24 protein-coding genes are annotated in these 22,108 nt (G+C 72.3%); 10 read left to right on the top strand and 14 right to left on the bottom strand.

The window, feature by feature from the left end:
* Positions 1 to 46: 46 nt before the first annotated feature.
* Positions 47 to 961 carry a carbohydrate ABC transporter permease gene (locus AC1C2V_RS17250; protein ID WP_495390869.1) on the bottom strand — a complete coding sequence of 305 codons (915 nt, stop codon included), beginning with the start codon at positions 959 to 961 and terminating at the stop codon, positions 47 to 49.
* 3 nt (positions 962 to 964) lie between these two features.
* Positions 965 to 1,786 (bottom strand): carbohydrate ABC transporter permease, encoded by an 822-nt coding sequence (locus tag AC1C2V_RS17245; RefSeq protein ID WP_495390882.1) that lies wholly within the window; start codon positions 1,784 to 1,786, stop codon positions 965 to 967.
* A 168-nt stretch (positions 1,787 to 1,954) separates the two neighbouring features.
* Here AC1C2V_RS17245 and AC1C2V_RS17240 point away from each other — a divergent pair, with 168 nt between their 5' ends.
* Positions 1,955 to 3,103, top strand: coding sequence for a LacI family DNA-binding transcriptional regulator (locus tag AC1C2V_RS17240; protein WP_495390868.1), 1,149 nt, complete (start codon positions 1,955 to 1,957; stop codon positions 3,101 to 3,103).
* Between the two features lie 33 nt (positions 3,104 to 3,136).
* On the opposite strand, the gene AC1C2V_RS17235 is transcribed toward AC1C2V_RS17240, so the two are convergent.
* The 7 genes from AC1C2V_RS17235 to AC1C2V_RS17205 all read right to left on the bottom strand — a co-directional run bounded on the left by AC1C2V_RS17235 (position 3,137) and on the right by AC1C2V_RS17205 (position 10,082).
* Positions 3,137 to 3,367, bottom strand: coding sequence for a hypothetical protein (locus AC1C2V_RS17235; protein ID WP_495390867.1), 231 nt, complete (start codon positions 3,365 to 3,367; stop codon positions 3,137 to 3,139).
* Between the two features lie 35 nt (positions 3,368 to 3,402).
* Positions 3,403 to 4,764, bottom strand: a complete 1,362-nt coding sequence (locus AC1C2V_RS17230; RefSeq protein WP_495390866.1) for an ABC transporter substrate-binding protein — start codon at positions 4,762 to 4,764, stop codon at positions 3,403 to 3,405.
* Positions 4,765 to 4,775: 11 nt separating this feature from the next.
* A complete protein-coding gene (locus AC1C2V_RS17225) occupies positions 4,776 to 5,735 on the bottom strand; it encodes a carbohydrate ABC transporter permease (protein WP_495390865.1) in 960 nt (319 codons plus the stop codon).
* A gap of 13 nt (positions 5,736 to 5,748) precedes the next feature.
* Positions 5,749 to 6,654: a carbohydrate ABC transporter permease gene (locus AC1C2V_RS17220; protein WP_495390864.1), complete on the bottom strand. Its 906-nt coding sequence runs from the start codon at positions 6,652 to 6,654 to the stop codon at positions 5,749 to 5,751.
* Between the two features lie 75 nt (positions 6,655 to 6,729).
* A complete protein-coding gene (locus tag AC1C2V_RS17215; protein ID WP_495390863.1) occupies positions 6,730 to 7,977 on the bottom strand; it encodes a Gfo/Idh/MocA family protein in 1,248 nt (415 codons plus the stop codon).
* 37 nt (positions 7,978 to 8,014) lie between these two features.
* Positions 8,015 to 9,190: an ROK family protein gene (locus AC1C2V_RS17210; RefSeq protein WP_495390862.1), complete on the bottom strand. Its 1,176-nt coding sequence runs from the start codon at positions 9,188 to 9,190 to the stop codon at positions 8,015 to 8,017.
* A gap of 46 nt (positions 9,191 to 9,236) precedes the next feature.
* The gene (locus AC1C2V_RS17205; RefSeq protein ID WP_495390861.1) at positions 9,237 to 10,082 is read right to left on the bottom strand and encodes an alpha/beta fold hydrolase; all 846 of its coding nucleotides are present in this window, start codon (positions 10,080 to 10,082) and stop codon (positions 9,237 to 9,239) included.
* 76 nt (positions 10,083 to 10,158) lie between these two features.
* Here AC1C2V_RS17205 and AC1C2V_RS17200 point away from each other — a divergent pair, with 76 nt between their 5' ends.
* From AC1C2V_RS17200 to AC1C2V_RS17190, 3 genes are all read left to right on the top strand, one after another.
* Complete coding sequence (locus tag AC1C2V_RS17200) at positions 10,159 to 10,776, top strand: TetR/AcrR family transcriptional regulator (RefSeq protein WP_495390860.1); 618 nt, start codon at positions 10,159 to 10,161, stop codon at positions 10,774 to 10,776.
* A 112-nt stretch (positions 10,777 to 10,888) separates the two neighbouring features.
* Positions 10,889 to 11,257 (top strand): cupin domain-containing protein, encoded by a 369-nt coding sequence (locus tag AC1C2V_RS17195; protein WP_495390859.1) that lies wholly within the window; start codon positions 10,889 to 10,891, stop codon positions 11,255 to 11,257.
* Complete coding sequence (locus AC1C2V_RS17190) at positions 11,257 to 11,550, top strand: DUF4287 domain-containing protein (protein WP_495390858.1); 294 nt, start codon at positions 11,257 to 11,259, stop codon at positions 11,548 to 11,550. The genes AC1C2V_RS17195 and AC1C2V_RS17190 overlap by 1 nt, the downstream gene beginning before the upstream one ends.
* Before the next feature lie 46 nt (positions 11,551 to 11,596).
* On the opposite strand, the gene AC1C2V_RS17185 is transcribed toward AC1C2V_RS17190, so the two are convergent.
* Together AC1C2V_RS17185 and AC1C2V_RS17180 are read right to left on the bottom strand one after the other, a co-directional pair.
* Positions 11,597 to 12,391: a hypothetical protein gene (locus AC1C2V_RS17185; protein WP_495390857.1), complete on the bottom strand. Its 795-nt coding sequence runs from the start codon at positions 12,389 to 12,391 to the stop codon at positions 11,597 to 11,599.
* Positions 12,392 to 12,423: 32 nt separating this feature from the next.
* Complete coding sequence (locus AC1C2V_RS17180; protein WP_495390856.1) at positions 12,424 to 12,744, bottom strand: DUF4235 domain-containing protein; 321 nt, start codon at positions 12,742 to 12,744, stop codon at positions 12,424 to 12,426.
* Between the two features lie 224 nt (positions 12,745 to 12,968).
* Between AC1C2V_RS17180 and AC1C2V_RS17175 the strand changes: the two genes are divergently transcribed.
* Positions 12,969 to 13,982: a M15 family metallopeptidase gene (locus AC1C2V_RS17175; protein ID WP_495390855.1), complete on the top strand. Its 1,014-nt coding sequence runs from the start codon at positions 12,969 to 12,971 to the stop codon at positions 13,980 to 13,982.
* A 13-nt stretch (positions 13,983 to 13,995) separates the two neighbouring features.
* On the opposite strand, the gene AC1C2V_RS17170 is transcribed toward AC1C2V_RS17175, so the two are convergent.
* The gene (locus tag AC1C2V_RS17170) at positions 13,996 to 14,790 is read right to left on the bottom strand and encodes a YidC/Oxa1 family membrane protein insertase (protein ID WP_495390854.1); all 795 of its coding nucleotides are present in this window, start codon (positions 14,788 to 14,790) and stop codon (positions 13,996 to 13,998) included.
* A 130-nt stretch (positions 14,791 to 14,920) separates the two neighbouring features.
* Complete coding sequence (locus tag AC1C2V_RS17165; protein ID WP_495390853.1) at positions 14,921 to 15,208, bottom strand: DUF6412 domain-containing protein; 288 nt, start codon at positions 15,206 to 15,208, stop codon at positions 14,921 to 14,923.
* A 433-nt stretch (positions 15,209 to 15,641) separates the two neighbouring features.
* On the opposite strand from AC1C2V_RS17165, the gene AC1C2V_RS17160 reads away from it, so the two are divergent.
* A complete protein-coding gene (locus AC1C2V_RS17160; RefSeq protein ID WP_495390852.1) occupies positions 15,642 to 18,170 on the top strand; it encodes a beta-glucosidase family protein in 2,529 nt (842 codons plus the stop codon).
* 50 nt (positions 18,171 to 18,220) lie between these two features.
* Here AC1C2V_RS17160 and AC1C2V_RS17155 read toward each other — a convergent pair whose 3' ends face one another.
* On the bottom strand, positions 18,221 to 18,700 hold the full coding sequence (locus AC1C2V_RS17155; RefSeq protein WP_495390851.1) for a MarR family winged helix-turn-helix transcriptional regulator: 480 nt from the start codon (positions 18,698 to 18,700) through the stop codon (positions 18,221 to 18,223).
* A gap of 85 nt (positions 18,701 to 18,785) precedes the next feature.
* On the opposite strand from AC1C2V_RS17155, the gene AC1C2V_RS17150 reads away from it, so the two are divergent.
* The 4 genes from AC1C2V_RS17150 (at position 18,786) to AC1C2V_RS17135 (ending at position 22,049) form a co-directional block, all read left to right on the top strand.
* On the top strand, positions 18,786 to 19,241 hold the full coding sequence (locus tag AC1C2V_RS17150) for a nitroreductase/quinone reductase family protein (RefSeq protein ID WP_495390850.1): 456 nt from the start codon (positions 18,786 to 18,788) through the stop codon (positions 19,239 to 19,241).
* Positions 19,242 to 19,281: 40 nt separating this feature from the next.
* The gene (locus tag AC1C2V_RS17145; RefSeq protein ID WP_495390849.1) at positions 19,282 to 20,190 is read left to right on the top strand and encodes an NADP-dependent oxidoreductase; all 909 of its coding nucleotides are present in this window, start codon (positions 19,282 to 19,284) and stop codon (positions 20,188 to 20,190) included.
* 94 nt (positions 20,191 to 20,284) lie between these two features.
* Positions 20,285 to 20,977: a response regulator transcription factor gene (locus AC1C2V_RS17140; protein WP_495390848.1), complete on the top strand. Its 693-nt coding sequence runs from the start codon at positions 20,285 to 20,287 to the stop codon at positions 20,975 to 20,977.
* Positions 20,970 to 22,049, top strand: coding sequence for a sensor histidine kinase (locus tag AC1C2V_RS17135; protein WP_495390847.1), 1,080 nt, complete (start codon positions 20,970 to 20,972; stop codon positions 22,047 to 22,049). Before AC1C2V_RS17140 ends, AC1C2V_RS17135 begins: the two co-directional genes overlap by 8 nt.
* Positions 22,050 to 22,108: the final 59 nt, after the last annotated feature.

The raw sequence follows: 22,108 nt of genomic DNA, 5'->3' as shown, positions 1-22,108 counted from the left end.
TCGTCGTCAGACGCTGAAAATCGGTGGTTGAGCCTGCGCCAGGAGGTCATTCCTTGACGCTCCCGGCGGCCAGGCCGGACTGCCAGAAGCGCTGCAGCAGCAGGAAGGCGACCACGAGCGGCAGGATCGTCAGCAGCGCCCCCGTGATCACGAGGTTGAAGACCGCCTCACCGCCGGCCGTGGCTGCCTGCGCGTTCCAGGCGTTGAGGCCGAGCGTGAGCGGGTACCACGACGAGTCGCGCAGCATGATCAGCGGCAGGAAGTAGTTGTTCCAGGTCGCGACCATGGTGAACAGCAGCACGGTGACGATCCCCGGGGACAGAAGCGGCAGGCTCACGCGGAAGAACGTGCGGAACTCCCCCGCCCCGTCGATCCGAGCGGCCTCGAGCAGCTCGCCGGGTACCGCCTCGGCGGCGAACGTCCACATGAGGTACAGCCCGAACGGCGAGATCAGCGTCGGGATGATCACGGCCCACGGCGTGTCCGTGAGCCCCATCTGGCTGAACATGAGGAACGTCGGGACGGCGAGCGCCGTGCCGGGCACGGCCACCGCGCCGATGACGAGGGCGAAGACGCCGCGCTTGCCGGGGAAGTCGAACTTCGCCAAGGCGTAGCCGCCGAGGATCGCAAGGAACGTGGCCCCGCCGGCGCCCACCACCACGTACAGCACGGTGTTGCCGAGCCAGCGCACGAAGACGCCGTCGTCGTAGGTCAGCGTGGCGCGGATGTTCTCCCAGAGGGAGAAGTCGCCGGCGAACCAGAGGCCGAACGAGGAGAACAGGCTCTCCTGCGTCTTCGTGGCGTTGATGAGCAGCCACGCGAGCGGCAACAGCGAGTACACCAGGACGACCGCGGTGAGCACGGTGAGCAGCGGGCTGCGCCGCGGTCGGGCGACGGAGTGGTGGCGGGGCGTGCGCAGCCGGGGCGCGGGGCGGGCCGGGCGAGCGGTCAGCGTCGACACGGGTCACGCCTCCTTGCGCATGCCGCGCAGCTGCACCACGTAGGCGATCACCATGGTGATCAGGCCCATGATGATGGCCACGGTCGCGGAGTAGTTGTACTGCTGGCCGGAGAACGACAGCGAGTAGGCGTACAGGTTGGGCGTGAACGACGTCGTGATGACGTTCGGGGCGAGCGACTGCAGGATGCTGGGCTCGTTGAACAGCTGGAAGCTGCCGATGATCGAGAAGATCGTGGCGATGACGAGGGCGCCGCGGATGGCAGGCAGCTTGATGGCCCCGACGACGCGCCACTGGCCGGCCCCGTCGATCTCCGCCGCCTCGTACAGCGAGTGCGGGATCACGCGCAGCGCGGCGTAGAAGATCAGCATGTTGTAGCCGACGAACTCCCACGTGACGATGTTGCCGATCGACGCGAGCACCAGGTCCGGGGACAGCGGGTCCGGCAGGCTGATACCGAGGGCGTCGTTGATGTTGCCCACCAGACCGAACCGCGTGCCGTACATGAACCCCCACATGAGGGACGCGACCACGGCGGGCACCGCGTACGGCATGAAGATCGAGATACGGAAGAAGCTCTTGCCGTACAGTCGGCCGCTGTCGATCGCGAGGGCCACGAGCAGGGCGAGGCCGAGCATGATCGGCACCTGCACCAGCAGGAACAGTGACACGCGGCCGAGGCCCTCCCAGAACCGCGGGTCCTGGAGCGCCTGCGCATAGTTGTCCAGACCCACGAAGGTGGTGCCGCCCACCAATTGCGTGCGGAATACCGACAGGTACAGCGAGTAGGCGATCGGGGCCAGGAACACCAGCGCGAAGACGAGCATGAACGGCCCGACGAACGTCCAGCCGGTCCACCGGCGACGGCTGCGGCGCACGGCGGTCACGAGGGACGGCGCGGAAGCCGAAGCGTCTGCGGTCACGAAGCTACTCCCAGGGGACGGGCCGAATGTTTACGTAAACATCCTGGCCGCATTAGAGTGTCGCGGGGTTGCATGGATGTCAAGCCGACCGCAGGTCACAGCCCTGGCGGTACGGCTCGGGGCGACGACGACCGGACGGGGGCGGCGATGGCGGCGACGGCGGAGACGGCGGGGGTGGGCGGGGCGCGCGACGAGCGCTCCCGGGGCGGGGCGCGCCCGCGGTCGGCCCCCTCGCTGGCCGAGGTCGCGGCGCTCGCCGGCGTGTCCTCGCAGACGGTCTCGCGCGTGTCCATGGGCCTCGACAACGTGCGGCCCGCGACGCGCGACCGCGTCCTCGCCGCCATGGCCGAGCTGGGCTACGCCCCCAACAACGCGGCGCGCGCCCTGCGCTACGGCAGCTTCCGCACGTTAGGGGTGATCGCCCACCGGCTCGCCCGCACCGGCGAGTCCCGCACGGTCGAGGCCGTCGTGGAGGCGGCGCGGGCCGAGGGCTACACCGTCACGATCGTCGACCTCGAGAGCCCGTCGCCCGACGACGTGTCGGCGGCCGTCGCGCGCCTCTCGCACCAGGCGATCGACGGCCTCGTCATCGTGCGCGCCGAGACCGCCACCCCCGACACGCTGGTGCTGCCACCGCAGCTCCCCGTGGTCGTGTCCGACTCCCGGTTCGTGGGGCGCCACCCCGCGGTCCGCGCCGACCAGGCCGCCGGCGCCCGGCTCGCCGTCGAGCACCTGCTGAGCCTGGGGCACCGCACCGTGCACCACGTCGCCGGGCCCGACGACTCCGTACCCGCGCAGAGCCGCACCGACGCCTGGCGCGACGCGCTGCGCGCGGCCGTCCGCCCCGTCCCGGAGCCGCTGCACGGCGACTGGTCGGCGCGGACCGGGTACGCGGCGGGCCGGGCGCTCGCCGCCGACCCCGACGTCACCGCCGTCTTCTGCGCCAACGACGAGACCGCCACCGGCGTGCTGCACGCGCTGCACGAGGCGGGCCGGCGAGTGCCGCAGGACGTGTCCGTCGTCGGCTTCGACGGCATCACCCTCGCCGAGCACCTGTGGCCGCCGCTGACCACGGTGGAGCAGGACTTCGCCCGGATCGGCAAGCGCCTCGTGGACCTCCTGCTGCGGCAGGTGCGGGACGGCGTCGACCTGAGCGGCACGCACGAGACCGTGCCCGTGCGGCTCATCGTGCGGCAGAGCACGGGACCAGCCCCGCGCTGAACGACCGGGAACCGCGGCGGTCGCGGCGCGGCGTCAGCCCCCGACCAGCGCCTCCCCCAAGGCGCAGCAGGTCGAACGCGCGGGCGGGGCGTGCCCGCGCGTTCGACGCAGCCGGCCCCACTGCAGCGGGTGGTAGTGCGGCTGCACGAGCACCCGGATCGCGTGCGCGAGCTCGTGGCCGGGCGAGACGCCGAACCGGATCGCCGAGACGTCGTCGGGGGCGAGGCGGAACTCCACGGTGCGGTCACGGCTGCTGCGGGGCACGGCGTCACCGTAGCGGGGCCGTCCTCACCTCGACCTCACTTCAGGAGCCCGTTGATCTGGTCGTTCACCTCCGTGAGCGTGCTGACGTCCCGGTCGCCGATGTAGATCTCGTCCATGATCGGCGTCATGATCGCGTCGATCGCGCCGTACTGCTCGGTCACCGGGTGGAAGAGCGTCTGATTCTTCTCGACCAGGTCCGTGAACACCGAGGCGTCCAGGCCACGGTCGCCGAACGCCTCGATCGCCGCCTCGGTACCGGCGGGCCGCGCGGGGAAGACCACGCCGGCCTCCCCCACCAGCCGCTGGCAGTCGTCCGACCCGAGGAACTCCACCCACCGGGCGGCCTCCTCGGGGTTCGGGGACTGGGCGCTGACAGAGTCGGCGAGGCCGTTGTACATCGACACCGGGTGGCCCACGGGGCCGCTCGGCAGGGAGGCGATGCCCAGGTCCACGCCTTCCAGGCCGGCGTAGGTGCCGAGCATCCAGGACCCGTTCGGCGAGATCGCCGCGCGGCCCGAGCCGAGGGCCTGCTGCGGGTTGGGCTCGGTGCCGACCTCCTCATACGGCGCCATGTAGCCCTTCTCCACCAGGCCGAACAGCCACCCGATGGAGTCCTGCACCCGCGGGTCGTCGAAGTGGTACTCGGTGCCCCACACGTCGGCGTCGGTGAACGTCCAGCCGGTCGCCCCCGCCAGCCAGGACCAGGTCGTCTGCCCGGCGGTGCCGCCCGACCCGTTCGAGGCAAGGCCGTAGACCGCGATGTGGTCGGGGTCGAAGCCCTCCTCGTCGCCGCGCACCCCGTTCTCGTCCACGCTGAGGTGGGCCAGCAGCTTCTCGAAGGTGCCGCCGTCCTCCGAGTTCCAGTCGAGGCCCTCGAGGTCCTCCGGGCTCAGCCCGGCCTCGGCGATGACGGCGTTGTCGTAGAACATCGCGACTGTGTCGAAGTCCTTGGGCATGCCGTACTGCGCGCCGTCCTGGCCCACCCAGAGGTCGGACAGGCCCTCCTGGAACCCGGCGTAGTCGACGTCGGCCGTGGCCTCCAGCGTGTTCAGGTCCCGCAGCAGGCCCTTCTTGGCGAAGCTGGGGTACTGGGTGAGGTGGTCGGTGAACGCGTCCGGACCGGCGCCGGCCACGAACCCCGCGGTGAGCTTGCGCCAGTAGTCGCCCCAGCCGTATTGGCTGATCCGCACCTGCAGGTCCGGGTTCTGCTCCTCGAACTCGTCCGCGCACCGCTGGTAGGCGGGCAGCTGGTTGGCGTCCCAGAGCCAGTAGTCCAGGGTGACGGAGTCCTCCGCGGTGCCGGGACCGCCGGTGGCGGGCCCCGCGCACCCGGCGAGGACGAGAGCGCCGGCAGCCAGTCCCGCGGCCAGGGCCCCGGCCTTGCGATATGTGTGCACGATCTGCCGCCTCACTTGATCCCGTTGAAGCCGATGGAGTTGACGATCCGCTTCGCGAACGCGAGGAAGAGCAGGATCATCGGCAGCGCGGCCACCAGGGTCGCGGCCATCAGCCCAGCCCAGTCCGGCCCCGTCTGCGGGGTCTGCGCGTTGAAGTTGCCCAGGGCCACGGTGAGCACCCGGGACTCGTCGGTGTAGCTGACCATCAGCGGCCAGAAGTAGTCGTTCCACGACCCGATGTAGGTCAGGATCGAGATGGTCGCGATCGGTCCCACGGACATCGGGATGATGATCGCGAAGAACACCCTGATCTTGCTGGCGCCGTCGATGAGCGCGGCCTCCTCCACCTCGGTGGAGACGTTCATGAAGAACTGCCGCAGGAAGAAGATGGCGAACGGGGTCATGAACAGCCCCGGCAGCATGATGCCGAGCAGCGAGTCGATCAGCCCCAGCTCTTTGATCAGGATGAAGTTCGGCAGCAGGGTGAAGATCACCGGAACCATCAGCGAGAGCAGGAAGACGCTGAACACGAGGTTGCGCCCCCGCCAGCGCAGCCGCGCGAACGCGTACGCTGCCATCGCGGAGAAGAACACCTGGCATGCGGTGACCACGGTGGCCACCACCACCGAGTTACGCAGGTAGAGCCAGAAGTCGATGGAGGCCCCAGAGCCTCCCTGCGCGATGGCCTCCTCCGTGGTCTGCAGCCCGAAGACGCGCTCGAACCCGCCCCAGCTGAAGTCGACCGGCAGCAGGGAGGTGGAGTTGGCGTACAGCGCCCCGTTGCTGGACAGCGCCGTGCGCAGCATCCAGTAGAACGGGAACAGCGTGACGAGCAGGAGCAGGATCATCACCACCCACGCCACTACCCGGCCGGGGCTGGGTCGGCGACGGCGGCGTCGCGGGGGCGCCTCGTGGTGCGGGGCGGTCGCCTCGACGATCGTGGGTTCGGCTGGTGCCTTGGTCTCGGTCATGGTCGCCGCCTCCCTAGTTCAGGTCCGTCTGGCCGGCCCGCGTCACGCGGTACTGGAAGAAGGTGACCACCACCAGGATCAGCAGCATGGCCACGCTCAGTGCGGAGGCGTACCCGAAGTCGAACTGGGCGAACGCCTTGTCGTAGATGTAGAGCTGCAGCACCCGGCTGGCGTCCACCGGGCCGCCGTTGGTGGTGACCGCCACGGTGTCGAACACCTGGAACGAGCCGATCACCGAGATGATCAGCACCAGGCCGAGGATCGGGCGCAGCAGCGGCAGGGTGATGCCGAAGAACATCCGCGTCTCCGAGGCGCCGTCGACCTTGGCCGCCTCGTACGTGGTGTGCGGGATGGTCTGCAGGCCGGCGAAGATCAGCAGGGCCGTGTAGCCCATGTGTCGCCAGACGTTCACCACGGCGATGGTCGGGATGGCCCAGGCGTCGGAGGTGAAGAACCCGATCCGGTCCAGCCCGATCCACTCCAGCACCTGGTTGCCGATGCCCAGCTGGAAGTCGAGGATCCACAGGAACACCAGGGCGGCGACCACGTTGGAGACCAGGTACGGGGCGAGCACGAGCGACCGCAGCAGCGTGGACTGGCTGAGCCGCTGCATCAGCACCGCGATCACCAGGGCCACCGCGGTCTGCAGCACGATGTTGATCACCACGTACAGCAGCGTGACCCGCACGGCGTTCCAGAACACCGGGTCCGCGACCATGGTCCGGTAGTTGTCCAGGCCGACGAACTCGGCCGGGCTGAGCAGGTCCCAGGACGTGAAGCTCAGCCAGATGCCGCGGACCAGCGGCCAGAAGTAGAAGACGACCAGCCCTATGGCGGCCGGCAGGATGAACGCCAGGGCGAGCCGGGTGTCGTCCCGGCGTCGTCCCATCCGCTCCCTGGGGACGGACGGTGCTGACATGAGATACCTCCTTTGCTTCGTTGCAGGCGGTGCTCGAACGGCCCGGCGTCGTCGATGACGCCGGGCCGGGTGCGCTCAGTCGCGCGCGGGCCGGCTCCCGAAGTCGGGGATGGGCAGCCGCTGGCCGCCCGCGAGCGCGGAGGCGTGCGCCACGATGCCGGGCGCGGTGAACACCGCGGACCGCCAGGCGTCCACCGGCGGGTGCTCACCGGTGACCACGCCGCGCACGAAGTCGTCGGCGAGGAAGTGGTGCGAGCCCTCGTGCCCGTTCGGGGCGTCGGCGTAGGAGGCGGGCAGCCGAGAACGGTCGTGCACCGGCGTGGACCCCGAGGTGAACGCCTCGCGCAGCGCCGGGTCGACGTCCGCGAGGTCGGCCTCGTCGGCCCCGCTTCGGACCGGGACGAAGTCGGCGGAAACGTCCGTGGAGGTCTCCTTGTCGTTCCAGACGCTCTGGTGGGCGAGCTGCTCGAAGCTGGCCTCGGTGCCGAAGAAGCGGAACCGCGACTCCCGGATGTGGGACGGGTAGCCCACGCGGCGCATCTCGTTGGTGCGCATCGCCCCGCCGTCGGACAGCTCGAAGAGCGCCGTGGCGTTGGAGAAGCTGTTCCCGAACTGGCTGACCTCCCGGTCGAAGACGCCGTCCCCGCGCCGGTCCTCCACGCCGAGGCAGCTCACGCTGACGGCGCGGGTAGGCAGGGCGCCGAGGACGCCACCGATCGCGTGGGTCGGGTAGAGCATCGGCGGGTAGCTGGCGGTGGACTTCCAGTTCTCCCCGCCGCTGTACTGGTACGCGGCGTAGAAGCCGAGGTCCATGTCGTGGACGTAGTCGCCCTCGGCGTAGAAGACCTGGCCGAGCGCGCCCTCGCGCACCTTCTCGCGGATGAAGACGGTGGCCGGGTTGTAGTAGCTCGTCTCGCCCATCATGTAGGTGAGGCCCGTGCGCTCGACGGCGGCGATGATCGCCTCGATGTCGGTGATCTCGGTGGCCATCGGCACCGCCGAGTAGACATGCTTGCCGGCCTCCAGCGCGGCCAGCACCAGGGGTGCGTGCGTCCAGCGCTGGGTGAAGATGGCGACGGCGTCGACGTCCGAGTCGAGCATCTCCTCGAAGCTGTCGACCACGGTCGCACGCTCGTAGCGGTCCGCCAGCGACTTGGCCCGCTCCGGCACCAGGTCGGTGATCGTGAGCCGGTCGACGTTCGGGTGCAGGTCCCAGAGCGTCGCGAAGCTCCGCGAGAACTGGCCGGCGCCGACGATGCCGATGCTGATCGAGCCGGCGTCCTTCTGGAGCGGGGCGGTGGGGTCGAGGGGCAGTGCGGTCAAGGCTTCCTCCTGGAAGTCGTGGGTCATGGGTGGTGGGTCAGGCCGGTTCGGGGTGACGGGTGGGCGGGTCGACGAGCATCCATTGGCAGGCGACCACGGCCGCGCCGCGCGCCCACTCGTCGAAGCCGGAGGTGAAGGCCACCACCTCCGGCGCGGTGGCGTTCGGGTGGAGGTGCTCGGCGATCGCGGCCTCCATCGCGGGCCGGGCATGGGCGAGCATGCCCAGCCCGTCTCCGGCCAGGATCACCGCGGGCAGGCCGAGGACGTTCACGAGCTGCGCGATCAGCGCGCCCAGGGCGCGGCCGGCGTCGGCGAAGACGCGCAGGGCGACGTCGTCGCCCGCCTCCGCGAGCCCGAGCGCCGCGTCCAGGTCCAGGTCGGCGCGGCCGAGCGGCACACCGATGCCCTGGGTGATGGCCCTCGTGGTGAGGAAGGCCGAGGCGCAGCCGCGATGCCCACGGGCGCACAGCGGGCCGGAGTCGGAGACCCGTTGGTGCCCGACCAGGCCCACCTTGCCGGTGGGGCCCGCGAGCACCTTGTCCTCGACGACGATGCCCAGGCCGACCCCGACGCCGACGGTCAGCACCGCGAAGTCGCTCATCCCCCGGCCCGGTCCGGACCACTGGACCCCGGCGGTCAGCGCCCGGGCGTCCCCGCTGAGGACGGTGGGGATGCCGGTGGCCTGTTCCAGCAACCGCGCCAACGGCACCTGGTCCCAGCCGAGGTAGCCGTTGCCGCGCACGGTGTGGTCGAACCGGGACATCTGGCCGGCCAGGCCGATGCCGAGCGCCTGGATCGGCCCCGCATCGCCGAGTTCCTTCACCAGTTCAATGATCTTTGCCACGACCGTCGCCTGATCGATGTCGGCCAGCACGCGGTGCCCGCTCGCCTCCACCCGTCCGGAGGCGTCCGCCCGCACCGCGTACAGCTCACCCGCGGTGACCTTGATGCCGAGGAACAGGTGCCGCGAGGCCTGCAGCACCAGCGGAGCGCCCGGGCGCCCGCGGCTCTCGGCGAGCGGGGCTGTGTCCTCGCAGATCAGGCCGGCTGCCAGCAGCGGCTGCGTCATCTTGGTGAGGCTCGCCGGGGAGCGCTCCAGGCGCCGCGCGAGCTCCGCCCGGGAGAGCGGCCCGGCCAGCAGCAGGGCGCGCACCACCGCCCGGGCGGAGGGCCCGAGCGAGCCGAGGCGGGGAACGTCTGAGCGGCGCTGCACCCGGACACTCTGGCGTCTATTCCTTCACCCTGTCAATGAATGGACGTCAGAGATGCGGCGAGACCTCCTGCACGGCGAACTCGGCGAGGAGCTGGGCGAAGCGTTCGGGCTGGTCCTCGCCGACGAGGGTGCCGCAGTTCGCGAGCACCTCGAGGCGCGCGTCCGGGTAGAGGGCGGCGAGCCGCGGCCCGTGCTCGGGCGGCATGAGCGGGTCCTGGTCGGTCCACACGACCAGCACGGGCTTGGTGAAGTCGCGCCAGCCCGCCGCGAGCCGCAGGAGCTCGTCGCGCTTCGGGGCGCCGCGGGCGAACTTCGCGAAGTCGCGGCGGATCAGCCGGTCGCGCGTGGCGGGTGCGAACCAGTCCACGAGGAGGTCGTCCGGGATGCCGACCACCGACATCCCGCCGTAGCCGCTGCGCATGCGTCGGAACGCGCGCACCCGGAAGAGCTGCAGCGTGAGCCACATGCCGCCGGGGATCGCGGCAGCCGTGCCGAGCGCCTTGGCGGGGCCCGGCGGGAAGTTGTCGAACGCCTCGCACGCGGCCAGCACCAGCCGGCCGATGCGGTCGGTGCGGCCGTCGTTGATCAGGAACTGCCCGCCGCCCCAGTCGTTCAGCACCAGCGTGACGTCCTCGAGGTCGAGGGCGTCGAGCAGGTCACCGAGGAGGCGCGCCGTGCCGCGCTGGGACAGGTCGGCGTCGGGGTGCATCGGCGTGGTGTGCCCGCCGAGCGGCAGGGTCGGCGTGATCACGCGGAACCCCGGGAGCAGCGGCACGACCTTGCGCCAGGTGCGGGAGTCCATCGGTGGGCCGTGGCCGAGCACGACCACCGGCCCCTCGCCGCCCGTGTCCTCGTAGGCGACGGGCCCTGCCTCCAGCTCGACCACGGCCATGTCGATCCCTTCGGAGTCACGCGATGGACAGGGTTGTTGATAGATCGTTCTAGTCAGTCCACCGTAGGCTGGCGCCATGGCCACGGCAACCCCCTCGAACCAGCCCCCGCTCTTCGCAGAGCCCCCCGCCGGCGCCGGCACCCGCACCCGCATCCGGCACGCGGCGGCGCGGCTGTTCGCGCGGCGCGGGTACGCCGGGACCGGCCTCAAGCAGGTGGCCACGGACGCCGCCGCGCCGTTCGGGTCGATCTACCACTTCTTCCCCGGCGGCAAGGACGCGCTGGCGGAGGACATGATCCGCACCACCGGCCCGCAGTTCATGACGCTCGTGCTCGGCCTGCTGGAGGAGCGCGACGACCCGGTCGAGGCCGTCGTGCACGCCTTCGACTCCGCGGCGCGCGACCTCGTCGCCGGCGACTACGCCGACGGGTGCCCCGTCGCGACGATGGCGCTCGACGTGGCGAGCACCCACGAGCCGCTGCGCGAGGCCGCCGCGGACGTGTTCGCCAACTGGGTCGAGGGCGGCACCGCCTGGTTCTCCCGGCACGTCGCCCCCGACCGGGCGCGCGACCTGGCGCTGGCCATGGTCATGGTCGTCGAGGGCGCGTTCCTGCTCAGCCGCACCACCCGCGACCCGGAGCCGATGCGCGCCGCAGGCCGCAGCATGGCCGCACTGGTCGAGGCGGCGCGCTGAGGTCTGCGCCGACCCCTTCGACCCTCGTCGAAAGGGTCGTGGCCCCGCCGGCTCCTCGCGAGGCTTGCCGCAACGACGTCGCCCCGACGTCGACCGACACGCAGGAGGAGTCATGGTCTCAGTGGCCTCAGTGATCCCCGCCGACACGATCCGCATCCCGGGCTCGCGCACGTTGCGCTTCGAGGGGCGCCCGCACGGCTCGGGCGTCTCGTTCTTCCTGGTCACCAACGACCCCGGCCAGGGCCCCGACCTGCACCGGCACCCCTACTCCGAGACGTGGTCCGTGCTCGAGGGCGAGGCCACGATCCGGATCGGCGACGAGACCGTCGTCGCCCACGCGGGCGACACCGCCGTCGTCGGGCCCGACGTCTGGCACGGCTTCACCAACACCGGCGCCGGCGCGCTGCGCATGATGTGCATCCACGCGTCCGCCACGATGATCCAGCAGAACAAGAGCACCGAGAGCGAGGGGAACCGCTGATGTCGTTCCAGTCCTACCTCGACAACGTCGAGACCAAGACCGGCCTCACGCCCCGGCAGCTCGTCGAGGCCGCCGCCGAGCAGGGCTTCGGCCCGGGCAGCAAGGCGACGCCCGTCGCCGCGTGGCTCAAGGAGACCTACGCCCTCGGCCACGGTCACGCGATGGCCGTGGTGCACGTCATCACCAAGGGCGACCGGATCAGCAGCAAACACGTCGGCACGGACGGCACTCACCGCGACTCGAGCGACCGGCTGTGGCTCGACGGCAAGGACTCGCGCCCCGCGGACTGGTGAGAGGGCGTGCTCGTCGAGGGCCGTTGCTGATCCGGCGCGCCGGACGTCACGCGCCCGGCGTGACCAGCTGCTCCGTGGCGACGCACGAGACGAGGCACCGCTCCTTGCGGTCGGCGAGGAGCTGGGCGGTCCAGGTCGTGAGGCCGCCGTCGCCGATCTCGCGTCCGTCCTCGGCGACGATCCGGACGGCGACACCGGCGTAGTAGCCGCGGGCGCGCTCCCGGGTCGAGTCCTCGACCACCCGCACGGCGCCGTCGCGCACGGCGGGCAGCACGGTGTCCGCGACCCGCTCCGCCACCGCGCCGTCGTCCCACACGGTGACCTCGATCCGCGGCCGGAGGTGCGCGGCCGTGGCGCCCAGCAGCCGTTGCCACGCGCGAATCGCCGCGAGGTGGACGACCGCGTCGCGCGGGCGGGCCGACCGGCGGTCCGCCGCCTCGACGGCGAGCACGTTGCTGGAGTCGCTCACCACCTCGGTGAGCCGCGTCGTCGCGACCACCCGGTGCTGGCTCACACCGCCGAGCGCAGCGGCCGTCGCGAGCGGGGCGACGGGCGCCGGCTCGACGGCCTCGAACTCGCCCGGCAGGGCCTCCCACAGCCGGGCCCCCAGCTGCCACAGGCGACGCGGGTCGGCGGCGGACGGTCGCACCATGCGATCGCGACGCCACTGCGCGAGGACGTCGGCCGGCCGGGTCGCGGCGGCGCGGGCGGCCGCGACGTCGAGCAGCAGCGTGCGCAGGTCAGTGCCCGGCAGGTCGCTCTCCAGGAGCGCCCGGGCGTCCGCGGGCAGCCGCCGCCACGCCCGGTCGGCGGGGCGGGTGCGCGCGTCGTCGGCGGCCATCGAGCCATCGAAGCACGCGCGGGCCGTCGCCGTCAGTCGCCCGGCCACTCCCCCGTCCACTTCTCGAACGCCCGCGCCCCACCCCGGTCGATGATCGCCTTCACCACGGAGAAGATCGCGCCCTGCAGCAGGGCCGCGACGAGGATCTCGCGCAGGCGGTACTCGGACTCCAGCGGCTTCGGCGCGTCCTGACGGTCGCCGGGCGTGACCCGTTTGTACACCTGCTTGAAGACCTGGCCCGCGACGATCCCGCCCACGATCGAGCTCACGATGCCGATGGGGCGGTACAGGATCTTCGCCGCCTTGCCGCCGCTCTTCTCGCCGCGGGCGTCGCTACTCGTGTCCTCGCTCATCCCTCGACGCTAGGCCGGGTCGACGCATCACGCACGGGACACCGGCGCGCCGCCCGTCACGACCGGTCCGTAATCGTTTCGTGACTTTTGGTGGGTCGATGCGATACGTTCCTGCCCGGTGGCGGTTCAGGTATCAAGAGAGGTCGCATGACAACCCAGGTACTCCGGGGCACCACGCAGCACGGCGCCGCAGGCTCGACCCGCCACCGCGGGCGGACGGCACGATGACGCACGAGCACGCCGCGCCGGCCTCCCCGACCGACCTCCGCACCCCAGGCGCACCCGCCCCGAGCCGCCGCGACCCCGGCCGCGGCGGCAAGAGCCGACACCCGGCCCCTGCGCGACGCCGCGCCACCGAGGCCGCCCCCGCCTCTGCCACCAAGCCCGCCCCCCAGGCGGTCCGGGCGACCACCCGGGCGACCACCCGGACGACCACCCGGACGACCACCCGGACGACCACCGCCAAGACCGCCCGCACGCGTACGCCGGGCCGCTGGGCGGGCATCGGGATCGGGCTGACCGTGGCGGTCGCCACGACGACGGCCCTCACCACGGCCGCGCCCCAGGCCGCCGCGCCGGAGGCCGACGACCGGCCCACCACCGGCACCCTCGAGGCGATCACCGCGGCCGCCGCGGCCGACGACCGCGACGGCGGGGCGTCGCGCAGCAAGGCACGCACCGCTCCCGGGGCGGGCGCCGTCGGGGGCGGCGCCCAGGTCAGTGTCGCCGACGACGCGCGCATGGCCGTCGAGACGCTGGACGGCGGGAAGATCGCCCCGGCGCCCCCGCCGCCCGTCCTGCCCGGCTGCGACGGCGAGGCCGCGTCGCTCGGGTCGAACGGCCAGGTGCCGAGCAGCGAGCTGTGCGTGCTCTGGGACGGGCACACCCAGGCGCGCGCCGACGCGGGAGTCGCCCTGGCCAACCTCAACAAGGCGTACATCGCGCAGTTCGGCGAGGCCATGTGCATCACGGACGGCTACCGCAGCTACTCCCAGCAGGTCTCGACGAAGGCCGCCAAGGGGTACCTCGCGGCCACGCCGGGCACGTCGAACCACGGCTGGGGCCTCGCCGTCGACATCTGCGCCGAGTCGTACGCGGGCGGCCGCTGGGACTGGCTCGCCGCGAACGCCCCGGCGTTCGGGTGGGACAACCCCGACTGGGCCCGGTCCGGCGGGTCCAAGTACGAGCCGTGGCACTGGGAGTGGATGGAAGCCGTCGCCCAGATGGGCGGCTCCTGACCCACCGGGCGGGCTACGCCCGGACCTCGAGCGGGTACCGCCGCCGCAGGACCAGCCGCTGGCCCAGGGTCCACGCCACCGTCACCAGCAGGTAGAGCCCCGCGGCGAGCGGCACGAAGCACGCGATCACGGCCGTCACGAACTGCAGCGCACCGAGCGCGCGCTTCCCGCGCGGCCCGGCGAGCGGGTGGGGTGGGCCGGCCGGGGAGGCCGACGTCGCGACCGGCGCCGCGGGCGCGGCCAGCGGGCCGCCCGGCAGCGTCGCCCGCCGCGTCAGCTCACCCACGAGCGCGACGGCGAGCACGAGCGCCCCGAGCACGGCGATCGTCGAGAGGGCGGCCGCGCCGCCGGAGATCGCGCCGACGAGGCTCGACCCGAGCGGCACGCCCAAGAAGGTGTGGCCGAGCAGCGCGTTCCCGTGCCCGGCGATCTGCGCATGGATGAACAGCGCGTAGATGACGCCGACGACGGGCGCCTGGAGCAGCATCGGCAGGCAGCCGGCGAACGGGCTCGTGCCCTCGTCGGCGTAGAGCTGCACCGTCGCGCGCTGCAGCTTCTCGGGGTCGTTCCGGTGGCGGCGCTGCAGCTCGGCGAGCCGGGGCGCGAGGCGCGCCCGGGTGCGCTCGCCCTTGGCCTGCGAGATGCCGACGGGGATCAGGACGGCACGCACGGCCAGCGTGACGGCGACGACGGCGACCGCGGCGGCGGTGACGCCCAGGGCGGGTTCGAGCAGGTGCGACAGCCCCATCAGGGCGCGGTAGGCCGTGTCGAGCACGGCGGCGACGGGCGGGAAGGCAAACAGGTCCATGGTGGTGTCCTCGGTCGAACGGCTGGGTACGCGTTCGCCGATCACCCCGGGGGGACGAGGCAGGGCACGCTGCGCGTGCGCGCAGCGCCGACGGTCGGGCGTCGAAGGTCAGGTGTCCCGGGCCGGGCGATCAGCCGAGGACGGCGCCTGGCGCCCTGGGCCGCGGCCGGCCGGGGGCATGGGGGTCGCTCTGGGAGACGAACGGGCGCTCGTCGACGTCGTGCCGCGTGCGGTGGGCCCCCACCGGCGCCACGCCGAGCGAGGCGGCCGTCGTCGCGCGGGCGACGAACGCCAGCGCGACCGCCGCCAGGGTGGTCGCCCCGACCAGGACGAGCACCGTCGTCAGGGTCTGCGTGCCGAGCAGGAGCGCGAGCGACGCGGTCGCGTCGCGCACCAGCGCGAGCAGGGGGTCGCCCACCCCGTCTCCCCTCGTCGCGCACGGCCGAAGTGGGCGGCCGTGCCACCTCACGATAGCCCCCGGGGGGGCGCATCGCCGTGCCCCGGCAAGCCTCGCCACCGGGGGTTGCGAGGACCCGGTGGCGGCGTCTACTGGAAGTGCTCGCCGGACGCCGGGGAGCGGCGGCGAGTCGCCCAGAGAACACAAGGAAGTGTTTCGCATGACTCCCTCGCGAACGCACCGGTCGCTACGAGCAGCGGCCCTCAGCATCACGTGCGCCGTCGGTCTGCTCCTCCCCCTCGGGGCAACAGCCACGGCAGACCAGGCCGCTCGAACGGCCTCTCCATCGCCCTCCTCCACTGCCCAGCTCCAGCGAGGTTCCTCCTCGCACGGCCAGAGATGGTGGGACGACTCGCGGTCCGCGGACCGTCGCGCCCGGGCACTCCTGCGGCAGATGACCCTCGAGGAGAAGGTCGACATGCTGCACGGGGAGCTCAACAACTTCTACGGCTTCTACAACGCCCCCATCGAGCGGCTCGGGATCCCGGCCCTCACGATGGCCGACGGCCCCGCCGGCGTGCGGATCGCCAACCCCGGCGTCAACGACCAACGGGCCACCGAGCTGCCCTCGCCGCTCGCACTGGCCGCCACGTGGGACACCGACCTCGCCGAGGAGTACGGCCTGCGCGCCGGCGACGAGGCGCACCGCACGGGCCACAACGTGCTGCTCGCGCCCGCGATGGACATCGCGCGCGTCTCGCTGGCGGGCCGGGCCTTCGAGGCGTTCGGCGAGGACCCGCTGGTCTCGGGCCTGATGGGCGCCGCCATCACCCGCGGCATCCAGGAGAACCCCGTCGTCGCGGACATCAAGCACTACAACGTCTACACGCAGGAGGCCAACCGCCTCCTCGGTGGCAACGCCGTGCTCGACGAGCGGACGCTGCAGGAGATCTACACCCGTCCCTTCGACATCGCGATCGACAAGGCCCACCCGGGCTCCGCGATGTGCTCCTTCAACAAGGTGAACGGCGCGTTCGCGTGCGAGAACGACGTGCTGCTCAACGAGATCCTCAAGGTCCAGCTCGAGTTCGAGGGCTGGCTCATGAGCGACTACGGCGCCACCCACAGCACGGAGGCGTCCATCCAGGGCGGGCTGGACCAGGAGATGCCCGGCAACTACGGCGGGAACGACTGCTTCTTCTGCGCGCCGCTGGTCGACGCGGTGAGCTCCGGGCAGGTGCCCATGTCCCGGATCGACGACGCCGTGCTGCGCATCCTGCGACCGATGTTCGGTCTCGGGCTCTTCGACGAGCCCCCGACCGTCCGACCGCTGCCGGAGGAGGAGAACGGCAGCTTCGCGCGCGAGGTCTCCGAGCAGGCCAGCGTGCTGTTGAAGAACGACGGTCCGATCCTGCCCCTGGACGACGAGGACTCGATCGCCGTCATCGGGACGGACGCCGACGCGACCGTCCAGGGCGGGGGGAGCTCCCAGGTCCTGCCGACATACTCCGTGAGCCCCCTCGACGGGATCGCTGACCGTGCCGCCGGCGCGACCGTGACCCACGTCCCGGGGACCGACCCCGTGACCTCTACGGCGCTGCTGGCGGGTCCCGACCCCATCCCGTCCGACGTCCTCACCTCCGCCGGCGACGGCGCACCGGGGTTCCGGGTCGAGTACTTCGCGAACCCGGACCTGTCCGGGGCTCCGGCGCTCGACCGGACCGAGCCGTACGCGGGCATCAACGGCGGCTTCTACTTCAACCCGGGCTTCAACTCCGCGTCGCCGCACTTCCCGACGCAGACCAACGACAACACGTCGTCGATCCGGTGGACGGGAACGCTCACCGCACCGGTGGACGGGAGCTATCAGCTCTCGGTCACCTCGAACGGCACGTCGACCGTCTACCTCGACGACGTCGCCGTGCTCACGACGGAGCCGACGGCGGACCCGCTGTCCGCCAACATCTCCACGGCCGACGTGACGCTCGAGGCGGGCGCGCAGTACGACGTGCGCGCCGAGTTCGCGATCGGAGCGTCCGGCACCGACTCCGGCGCCGCATTCAAGCTGGGCTGGGTTCCCCCCGAGGGCTTCGTCCAGCCGGGCATCACCGACGCGGCAGAGGCCGCGGCGGACGCGGACGCCGCGGTCGTGGTGGTGCGCGACTACTCCACCGAGGGTGGGGACCGCCCCACGCTCGACCTGCCGAACGACCAGGCCGAGCTCATCCGTCAGGTCGCGGCGGCCAACCCCCGCACGGTGGTGGTCGTCACGGCGGGTGCCGCGGTCCAGACCTCCGACTGGGAGGACGCCGTCCCCGCTGTGCTGCACAACTGGTACGGCGGCCAGGAGCAGGGCAACGCCATCGCGCGGCTCCTGTTCGGCGATGTCAACCCCTCCGGGAAGCTGCCCGTGACCATCCCCGTCGACGAGCAGTCCACACCGGTCAGCAGCCCCGAGCAGTACCCCGGCGACGGTCTCGACCAGCAGTTCACCGAGGGCATCTTCGTCGGGTACCGCGGCTACGAGGCGCTCGGCATCCAGCCGAGCTATCCGTTCGGGCACGGCCTGTCGTACACGACGTTCGACTACAGCAGGCTGCGCACGGCAATGGACCACCACGGCGGCACGAGGCACCGGGACAAGGACGTTGCGGTCTCCGTCCGGGTGCGCAACACGGGCGAGGTGAAGGGCACCGAGACCGTCCAGGTGTATGTCGGTGAGCTGCCCACGCAGCGCGTCGACACTGCGCCGCTGGCCCTCGCCGGATGGCGCGAGATCACCCTCCGGCCGGGCGAGCGTCGGACGGTCACCGTCACGCTCGACCCGGAGTCCCTCGCGTACTGGGACGTCGACCGTGACCGGTGGACCACGCCGCGCGGCACCGTCCCGGTCTACGTCGGCTCGTCGTCGACGGACATCCGCGAGACGGGCGAGATCCGCGTCGGCAAGCGGTGGGGAGGGTGGCACGGCGGCGGGCGCTGACCACCTGACCGTCGCACGACGAGAGGAGAACATCGACGAGGGCGCCGTCGTCACGACGGCGCCCTCGTCGCCGGGCACCCCTCCGCCGCGCCGACGACGACGGTGTCCGTCATCCGCTGGAAGGCGGCCCGCTCGTCGTCGGAGAGCCGGTCGAGCATCGCGTCGAGGGCGGCGGTGACGTCGGTCCGGAACGCGGCGAACGCCGAGGCTCCGGCGTCAGTCAGCGCGACGTCGACCGAGCGGCGGTCGCCCGGGACGGCGCGGCGCTCCACCAGCGAGCGCCGCTCCGCGCGGTCGACCAGCCCGGTGAGCGCGGCCTTCTCCACGGCCAGGTGCCGGCCCAGGTCGGCCATCCGCAGCGGGCCCTCGGCGGCCAGGACGTACAGCATCCGGCTCTGGGCGGGGGTGAGCTCGTACCGTTCGGCGACGCCGCCGACCGTCGCCTTGACCAGGAGGGCGAGCTCGACCAGCGCCGGGAGCGGGTCGGCGCCGGGCCGGCAGGGATCCTTGCGGCCGGTCGTCTCGCTCACCGGGCCAACGGTACACACCACAGATAGTTCGTGCCCTGTACAGTCGTCAGCGCGTACGGACGGACGACCGACGACGGAGGAAACGATGACCTTCACCCACCCCCAGGGCACCCGCGGCGCACGGCAGCCGCGCGGGCGTCTCCTCGCCTGGATGAACCGGCGCATGGCGAACCGGATCCGCTCCAAGGGCGGCAAGGCCGGCGGCGGGGACGCGCTGGCGCTGACGACGATCGGCCGCAGGAGCGGCGAGGAGCGGACCGTCCCGGTCGCGTCGTTCCCGGGTGAGGACGACACCTGGATCATCGTGGCCTCCGCCGGCGGCGCGCCGAAGAACCCCGCCTGGTACAACAACCTGGCCGCCCACCCCGACCGCGTGACGATCGAGGTGGCGGGCGAGAAGATCCCCGTCTCGGCGACCCAGCTGCACGGCGAGGAGCGCGCCGCCGTCTGGACGACGATCAAGGCGACGGCGCCCGGGTTCGCCCGGTACGAGGAGAAGACGGACCGCGAGCTGCCCGTCATCCGCCTCGCCCGGCGCTGACGCGCACGACCACGAGGCTGTGCAAGGTATCGGAGCGACGATGAAGGCAGCACAGTTCCACCAGTTCGGGGGCCAGGACGTCCTCGAGATCGTCGACCTCCCCGACCCGCACCCGGCCCCCGGCGAGGTCCGGGTCGCGGTGCGCGCGGCGGGCGTCAACGCGAGCGACTGGAAGAGGCGCCAGGGCGAGATGGACGAGGAGCTGCCGCAGACGCTGGGCTACGAGGCCGCCGGGGTGGTCGACGAGCTCGGCGAGGGCGTGACGGACGTGGCCGTCGGCGACCGGGCGTTCGGCTTCTCCTCCGACGGTGCGGCCCAGGCCGAGCTCGCGGTGCTGTCCAGGTATGCCCGGATCCCTCCGCCGCTCGACTTCCCCGCGGCCGCCGCGCTGCCGGCCGCCATCGAGACCGCCACGCGCGCGCTCGACCAGCTCGGCGTCGTCGAGGGAAGCACGCTGCTCGTCAACGGCGCCTCCGGGACCGTCGGCAGCGCCGCCGTCCAGCTCGCGGTGGCGCGCGGCGCGCACGTCATCGGTTCCGCCGGCGCGACGAACCAGGACTACCTCCGCGCCCTGGGCGCCCGGCCCGTCACCTACGGCGACGGGTTCGTCGAGCGGGTGCGCGCGCTCTCGCCCGGCGGCGTCGACCTGGCGCTGGACGCCGCCGGCAGCGGCGTCCTGCCCGAGCTCATCGGGCTCGCCGGCGGCCCGGAGCGAGTCGTGACGATCGCCGACTTCCGCGGCGCGCAGGAGCACGGCGTGCGGTTCAGCCGCGGCGACACCGGCCGGGCGCTCCACGTGCTCGCCGAGATCGGCGAGCTGATCGAGTCCCGTCGCTTCGCGCTCCCGGTCGCGCGGACCTTCCCGCTCACCGAGGTCGCGGAGGCGCACCGCCAGGGCGAGGGCGGTCGCGTGCGCGGCAAGGTCGTGCTGGTCGTCGACGCTGCCTGACCAGGGGATCGGCGGCGAGGATCGATCGTCCCGGCGCCGTGGCCCGGCTTCCCGATAGCCCGAGCGATTTGCGTCGCCTCGTAGCATCGGGGGCGTGCGCGTGCTGATCGTCGAGGACGAGCCCGACCTGGCCGAGGCCGTCCGCGACGGCCTGCGCCTGGAAGCGATCGCTGCCGACACCGCCGGCGACGGCCGCACCGCCCTGGAAATGCTGAGCATCATCGCCTACGACATCGCCGTCCTCGACCGCGACGTCCCCGGCCCCTCCGGCGACGAGATCGCCGAGCGCATCGTCGCGTCTGGCAGCGGCATGCCGATCCTCATGCTCACCGCCGCCGACCGTCTCGACGACAAGGCCTCCGGGTTCGAGCTTGGCGCCGACGACTACCTCACCAAGCCGTTCGCGCTGCGCGAGCTCGTGCTCCGGCTCCGGGCGCTCGACCGTCGCCGCGCCCACATCAGGCCGCCCGTGCGGGAAATCGCCGGCGTGCGCCTGGACCCGTTCCGCCGCGAGGTCTATCGCGACGGCCGGTACGTCGCGCTGACCAGGAAGCAGTTCGCCGTGTTCGAGGTCCTCGTCGGCGCCGAGGGCGGTGTCGTCAGCACCGAGCAGCTCCTCGAGCGGGCCTGGGACGAGGACACCGACCCGTTCACCAACGCCGTGCGCATCACCGTCTCGGCGCTGCGCAAGCGGCTCGGGAAGCCGTGGGTCATCGCCACCGTGCCCGGCGTCGGCTACCGCATCGAGACCGGGCCGGCCGGAGACGACGACGGCGGACATGGCTAGGGCCTCCGGGCCGAGCGTCCGGCTCAAGTTCACCCTCAGCTACGCCGCGTTCCTCATGGTCGCCGGCGCGCTGCTCCTCACGGTCGTGTGGGTGTTCCTCCTGCGCTACGTGCCCGACGGCGAGATCAGGACTCTCGGCCGGTTCGTCCCCAACCGATCCGACCTGACGGCGGCCTTCGCCCCGCGGGTGGGCTGGGCGTTGGTCGCCCTGCTGGTCTTCGGCCTGCTGGGCGGCTGGATCCTCGCCGGTCGCATGCTCGCCCCGCTGACGCGCATCACGGGCGCCACGCACACGGCCACGACGGGGTCGCTCTCCCACCGCATCCGGCTGCCGGGCACCAACGACGAGTTCCGCGAGCTCGCCGACGCCTTCGACACCATGCTGGCGCGGCTGGAGGCGCAGGTGGCCGAGCAGCGGAGGTTCGCGGCCAACGCCTCCCACGAGCTGCGCACGCCGCTGGCGATCACGCAGACCCTGCTCGACGTCGCCCGCCACGACCCCGATCGCGACACCGACGAGCTCATCGAACGACTCACCGCCGTCAGCACCCGGGCGATCGGCCTCACCGAGGCCCTGCTGCTGCTCAGCCGCGCCGACCAGCGGGCGTTCACCCGCGAGCGAGTCGACCTGTCGCTCCTCGCGGAAGAGGCCGCCGAGACGCTCCTCCCCCTCGCGGAGAAGCGGGGCATCACCCTCGAGACCTCCGGCGAAGTCACCCCGGCATTCGGGTCCGAGGCGCTCCTGCTGCAGCTCACCACGAACCTCGTGCACAACGGGATCGTCCACAACGTCCCCGCCGGCGGTACCGTGCGGGTCAACACCACGACCCGCGCCGCCGAGGTCGTGCTCACCGTCGAGAACACCGGCGAGAGGCTCGCCCCGGGCCTGGTATCGACGCTCACCGAGCCGTTCCAGCGCGGCACCGAGCGCATCCACGGTGACCAGGCCGGCGTCGGCCTCGGGCTGGCGATCGTCAAGAGCATTACCCGGGCGCACGACGGGGCACTCTTCCTCATCGCCCGGGACGGCGGCGGGCTCCGGGTCTCAGTGCACCTGCCCGCCGCGCCGTGAACCGCCCGACGCAGGATCAGCTGCGGTTCCGCCGACCGCCAGAGCTTCTCAGGAGTTCT

Source organism: Isoptericola sp. Y541 (assembly GCF_059445465.1).
Note: the sequence above shows the minus strand (reverse complement) of the source record. Positions and strands in the feature narration are given on the sequence as shown.

Excerpts from the sequence above, each read along its gene's own strand:
- AC1C2V_RS17175 (WP_495390855.1), top strand. The coding sequence starts at position 12,969 with ATGACGCACGAGCACGCCGCGCCGGCCTCCCCGACCGACCTCCGCACC.
- AC1C2V_RS17145 (WP_495390849.1), top strand. The coding sequence starts at position 19,282 with ATGAAGGCAGCACAGTTCCACCAGTTCGGGGGCCAGGACGTCCTCGAG.
- AC1C2V_RS17195 (WP_495390859.1), top strand. The coding sequence starts at position 10,889 with ATGGTCTCAGTGGCCTCAGTGATCCCCGCCGACACGATCCGCATCCCG.
- AC1C2V_RS17135 (WP_495390847.1), top strand. The coding sequence starts at position 20,970 with ATGGCTAGGGCCTCCGGGCCGAGCGTCCGGCTCAAGTTCACCCTCAGC.
- AC1C2V_RS17150 (WP_495390850.1), top strand. The coding sequence starts at position 18,786 with ATGACCTTCACCCACCCCCAGGGCACCCGCGGCGCACGGCAGCCGCGC.
- AC1C2V_RS17205 (WP_495390861.1), bottom strand. The coding sequence starts at position 10,082 with ATGGCCGTGGTCGAGCTGGAGGCAGGGCCCGTCGCCTACGAGGACACG.
- AC1C2V_RS17185 (WP_495390857.1), bottom strand. The coding sequence starts at position 12,391 with ATGGCCGCCGACGACGCGCGCACCCGCCCCGCCGACCGGGCGTGGCGG.
- AC1C2V_RS17170 (WP_495390854.1), bottom strand. The coding sequence starts at position 14,790 with ATGGACCTGTTTGCCTTCCCGCCCGTCGCCGCCGTGCTCGACACGGCC.
- AC1C2V_RS17225 (WP_495390865.1), bottom strand. The coding sequence starts at position 5,735 with ATGACCGAGACCAAGGCACCAGCCGAACCCACGATCGTCGAGGCGACC.
- AC1C2V_RS17220 (WP_495390864.1), bottom strand. The coding sequence starts at position 6,654 with ATGTCAGCACCGTCCGTCCCCAGGGAGCGGATGGGACGACGCCGGGAC.
- AC1C2V_RS17240 (WP_495390868.1), top strand. The coding sequence starts at position 1,955 with ATGGATGTCAAGCCGACCGCAGGTCACAGCCCTGGCGGTACGGCTCGG.
- AC1C2V_RS17200 (WP_495390860.1), top strand. The coding sequence starts at position 10,159 with ATGGCCACGGCAACCCCCTCGAACCAGCCCCCGCTCTTCGCAGAGCCC.
- AC1C2V_RS17160 (WP_495390852.1), top strand. The coding sequence starts at position 15,642 with ATGACCCTCGAGGAGAAGGTCGACATGCTGCACGGGGAGCTCAACAAC.
- AC1C2V_RS17180 (WP_495390856.1), bottom strand. The coding sequence starts at position 12,744 with ATGAGCGAGGACACGAGTAGCGACGCCCGCGGCGAGAAGAGCGGCGGC.
- AC1C2V_RS17190 (WP_495390858.1), top strand. The coding sequence starts at position 11,257 with ATGTCGTTCCAGTCCTACCTCGACAACGTCGAGACCAAGACCGGCCTC.
- AC1C2V_RS17245 (WP_495390882.1), bottom strand. The coding sequence starts at position 1,786 with ATGCTCGTCTTCGCGCTGGTGTTCCTGGCCCCGATCGCCTACTCGCTG.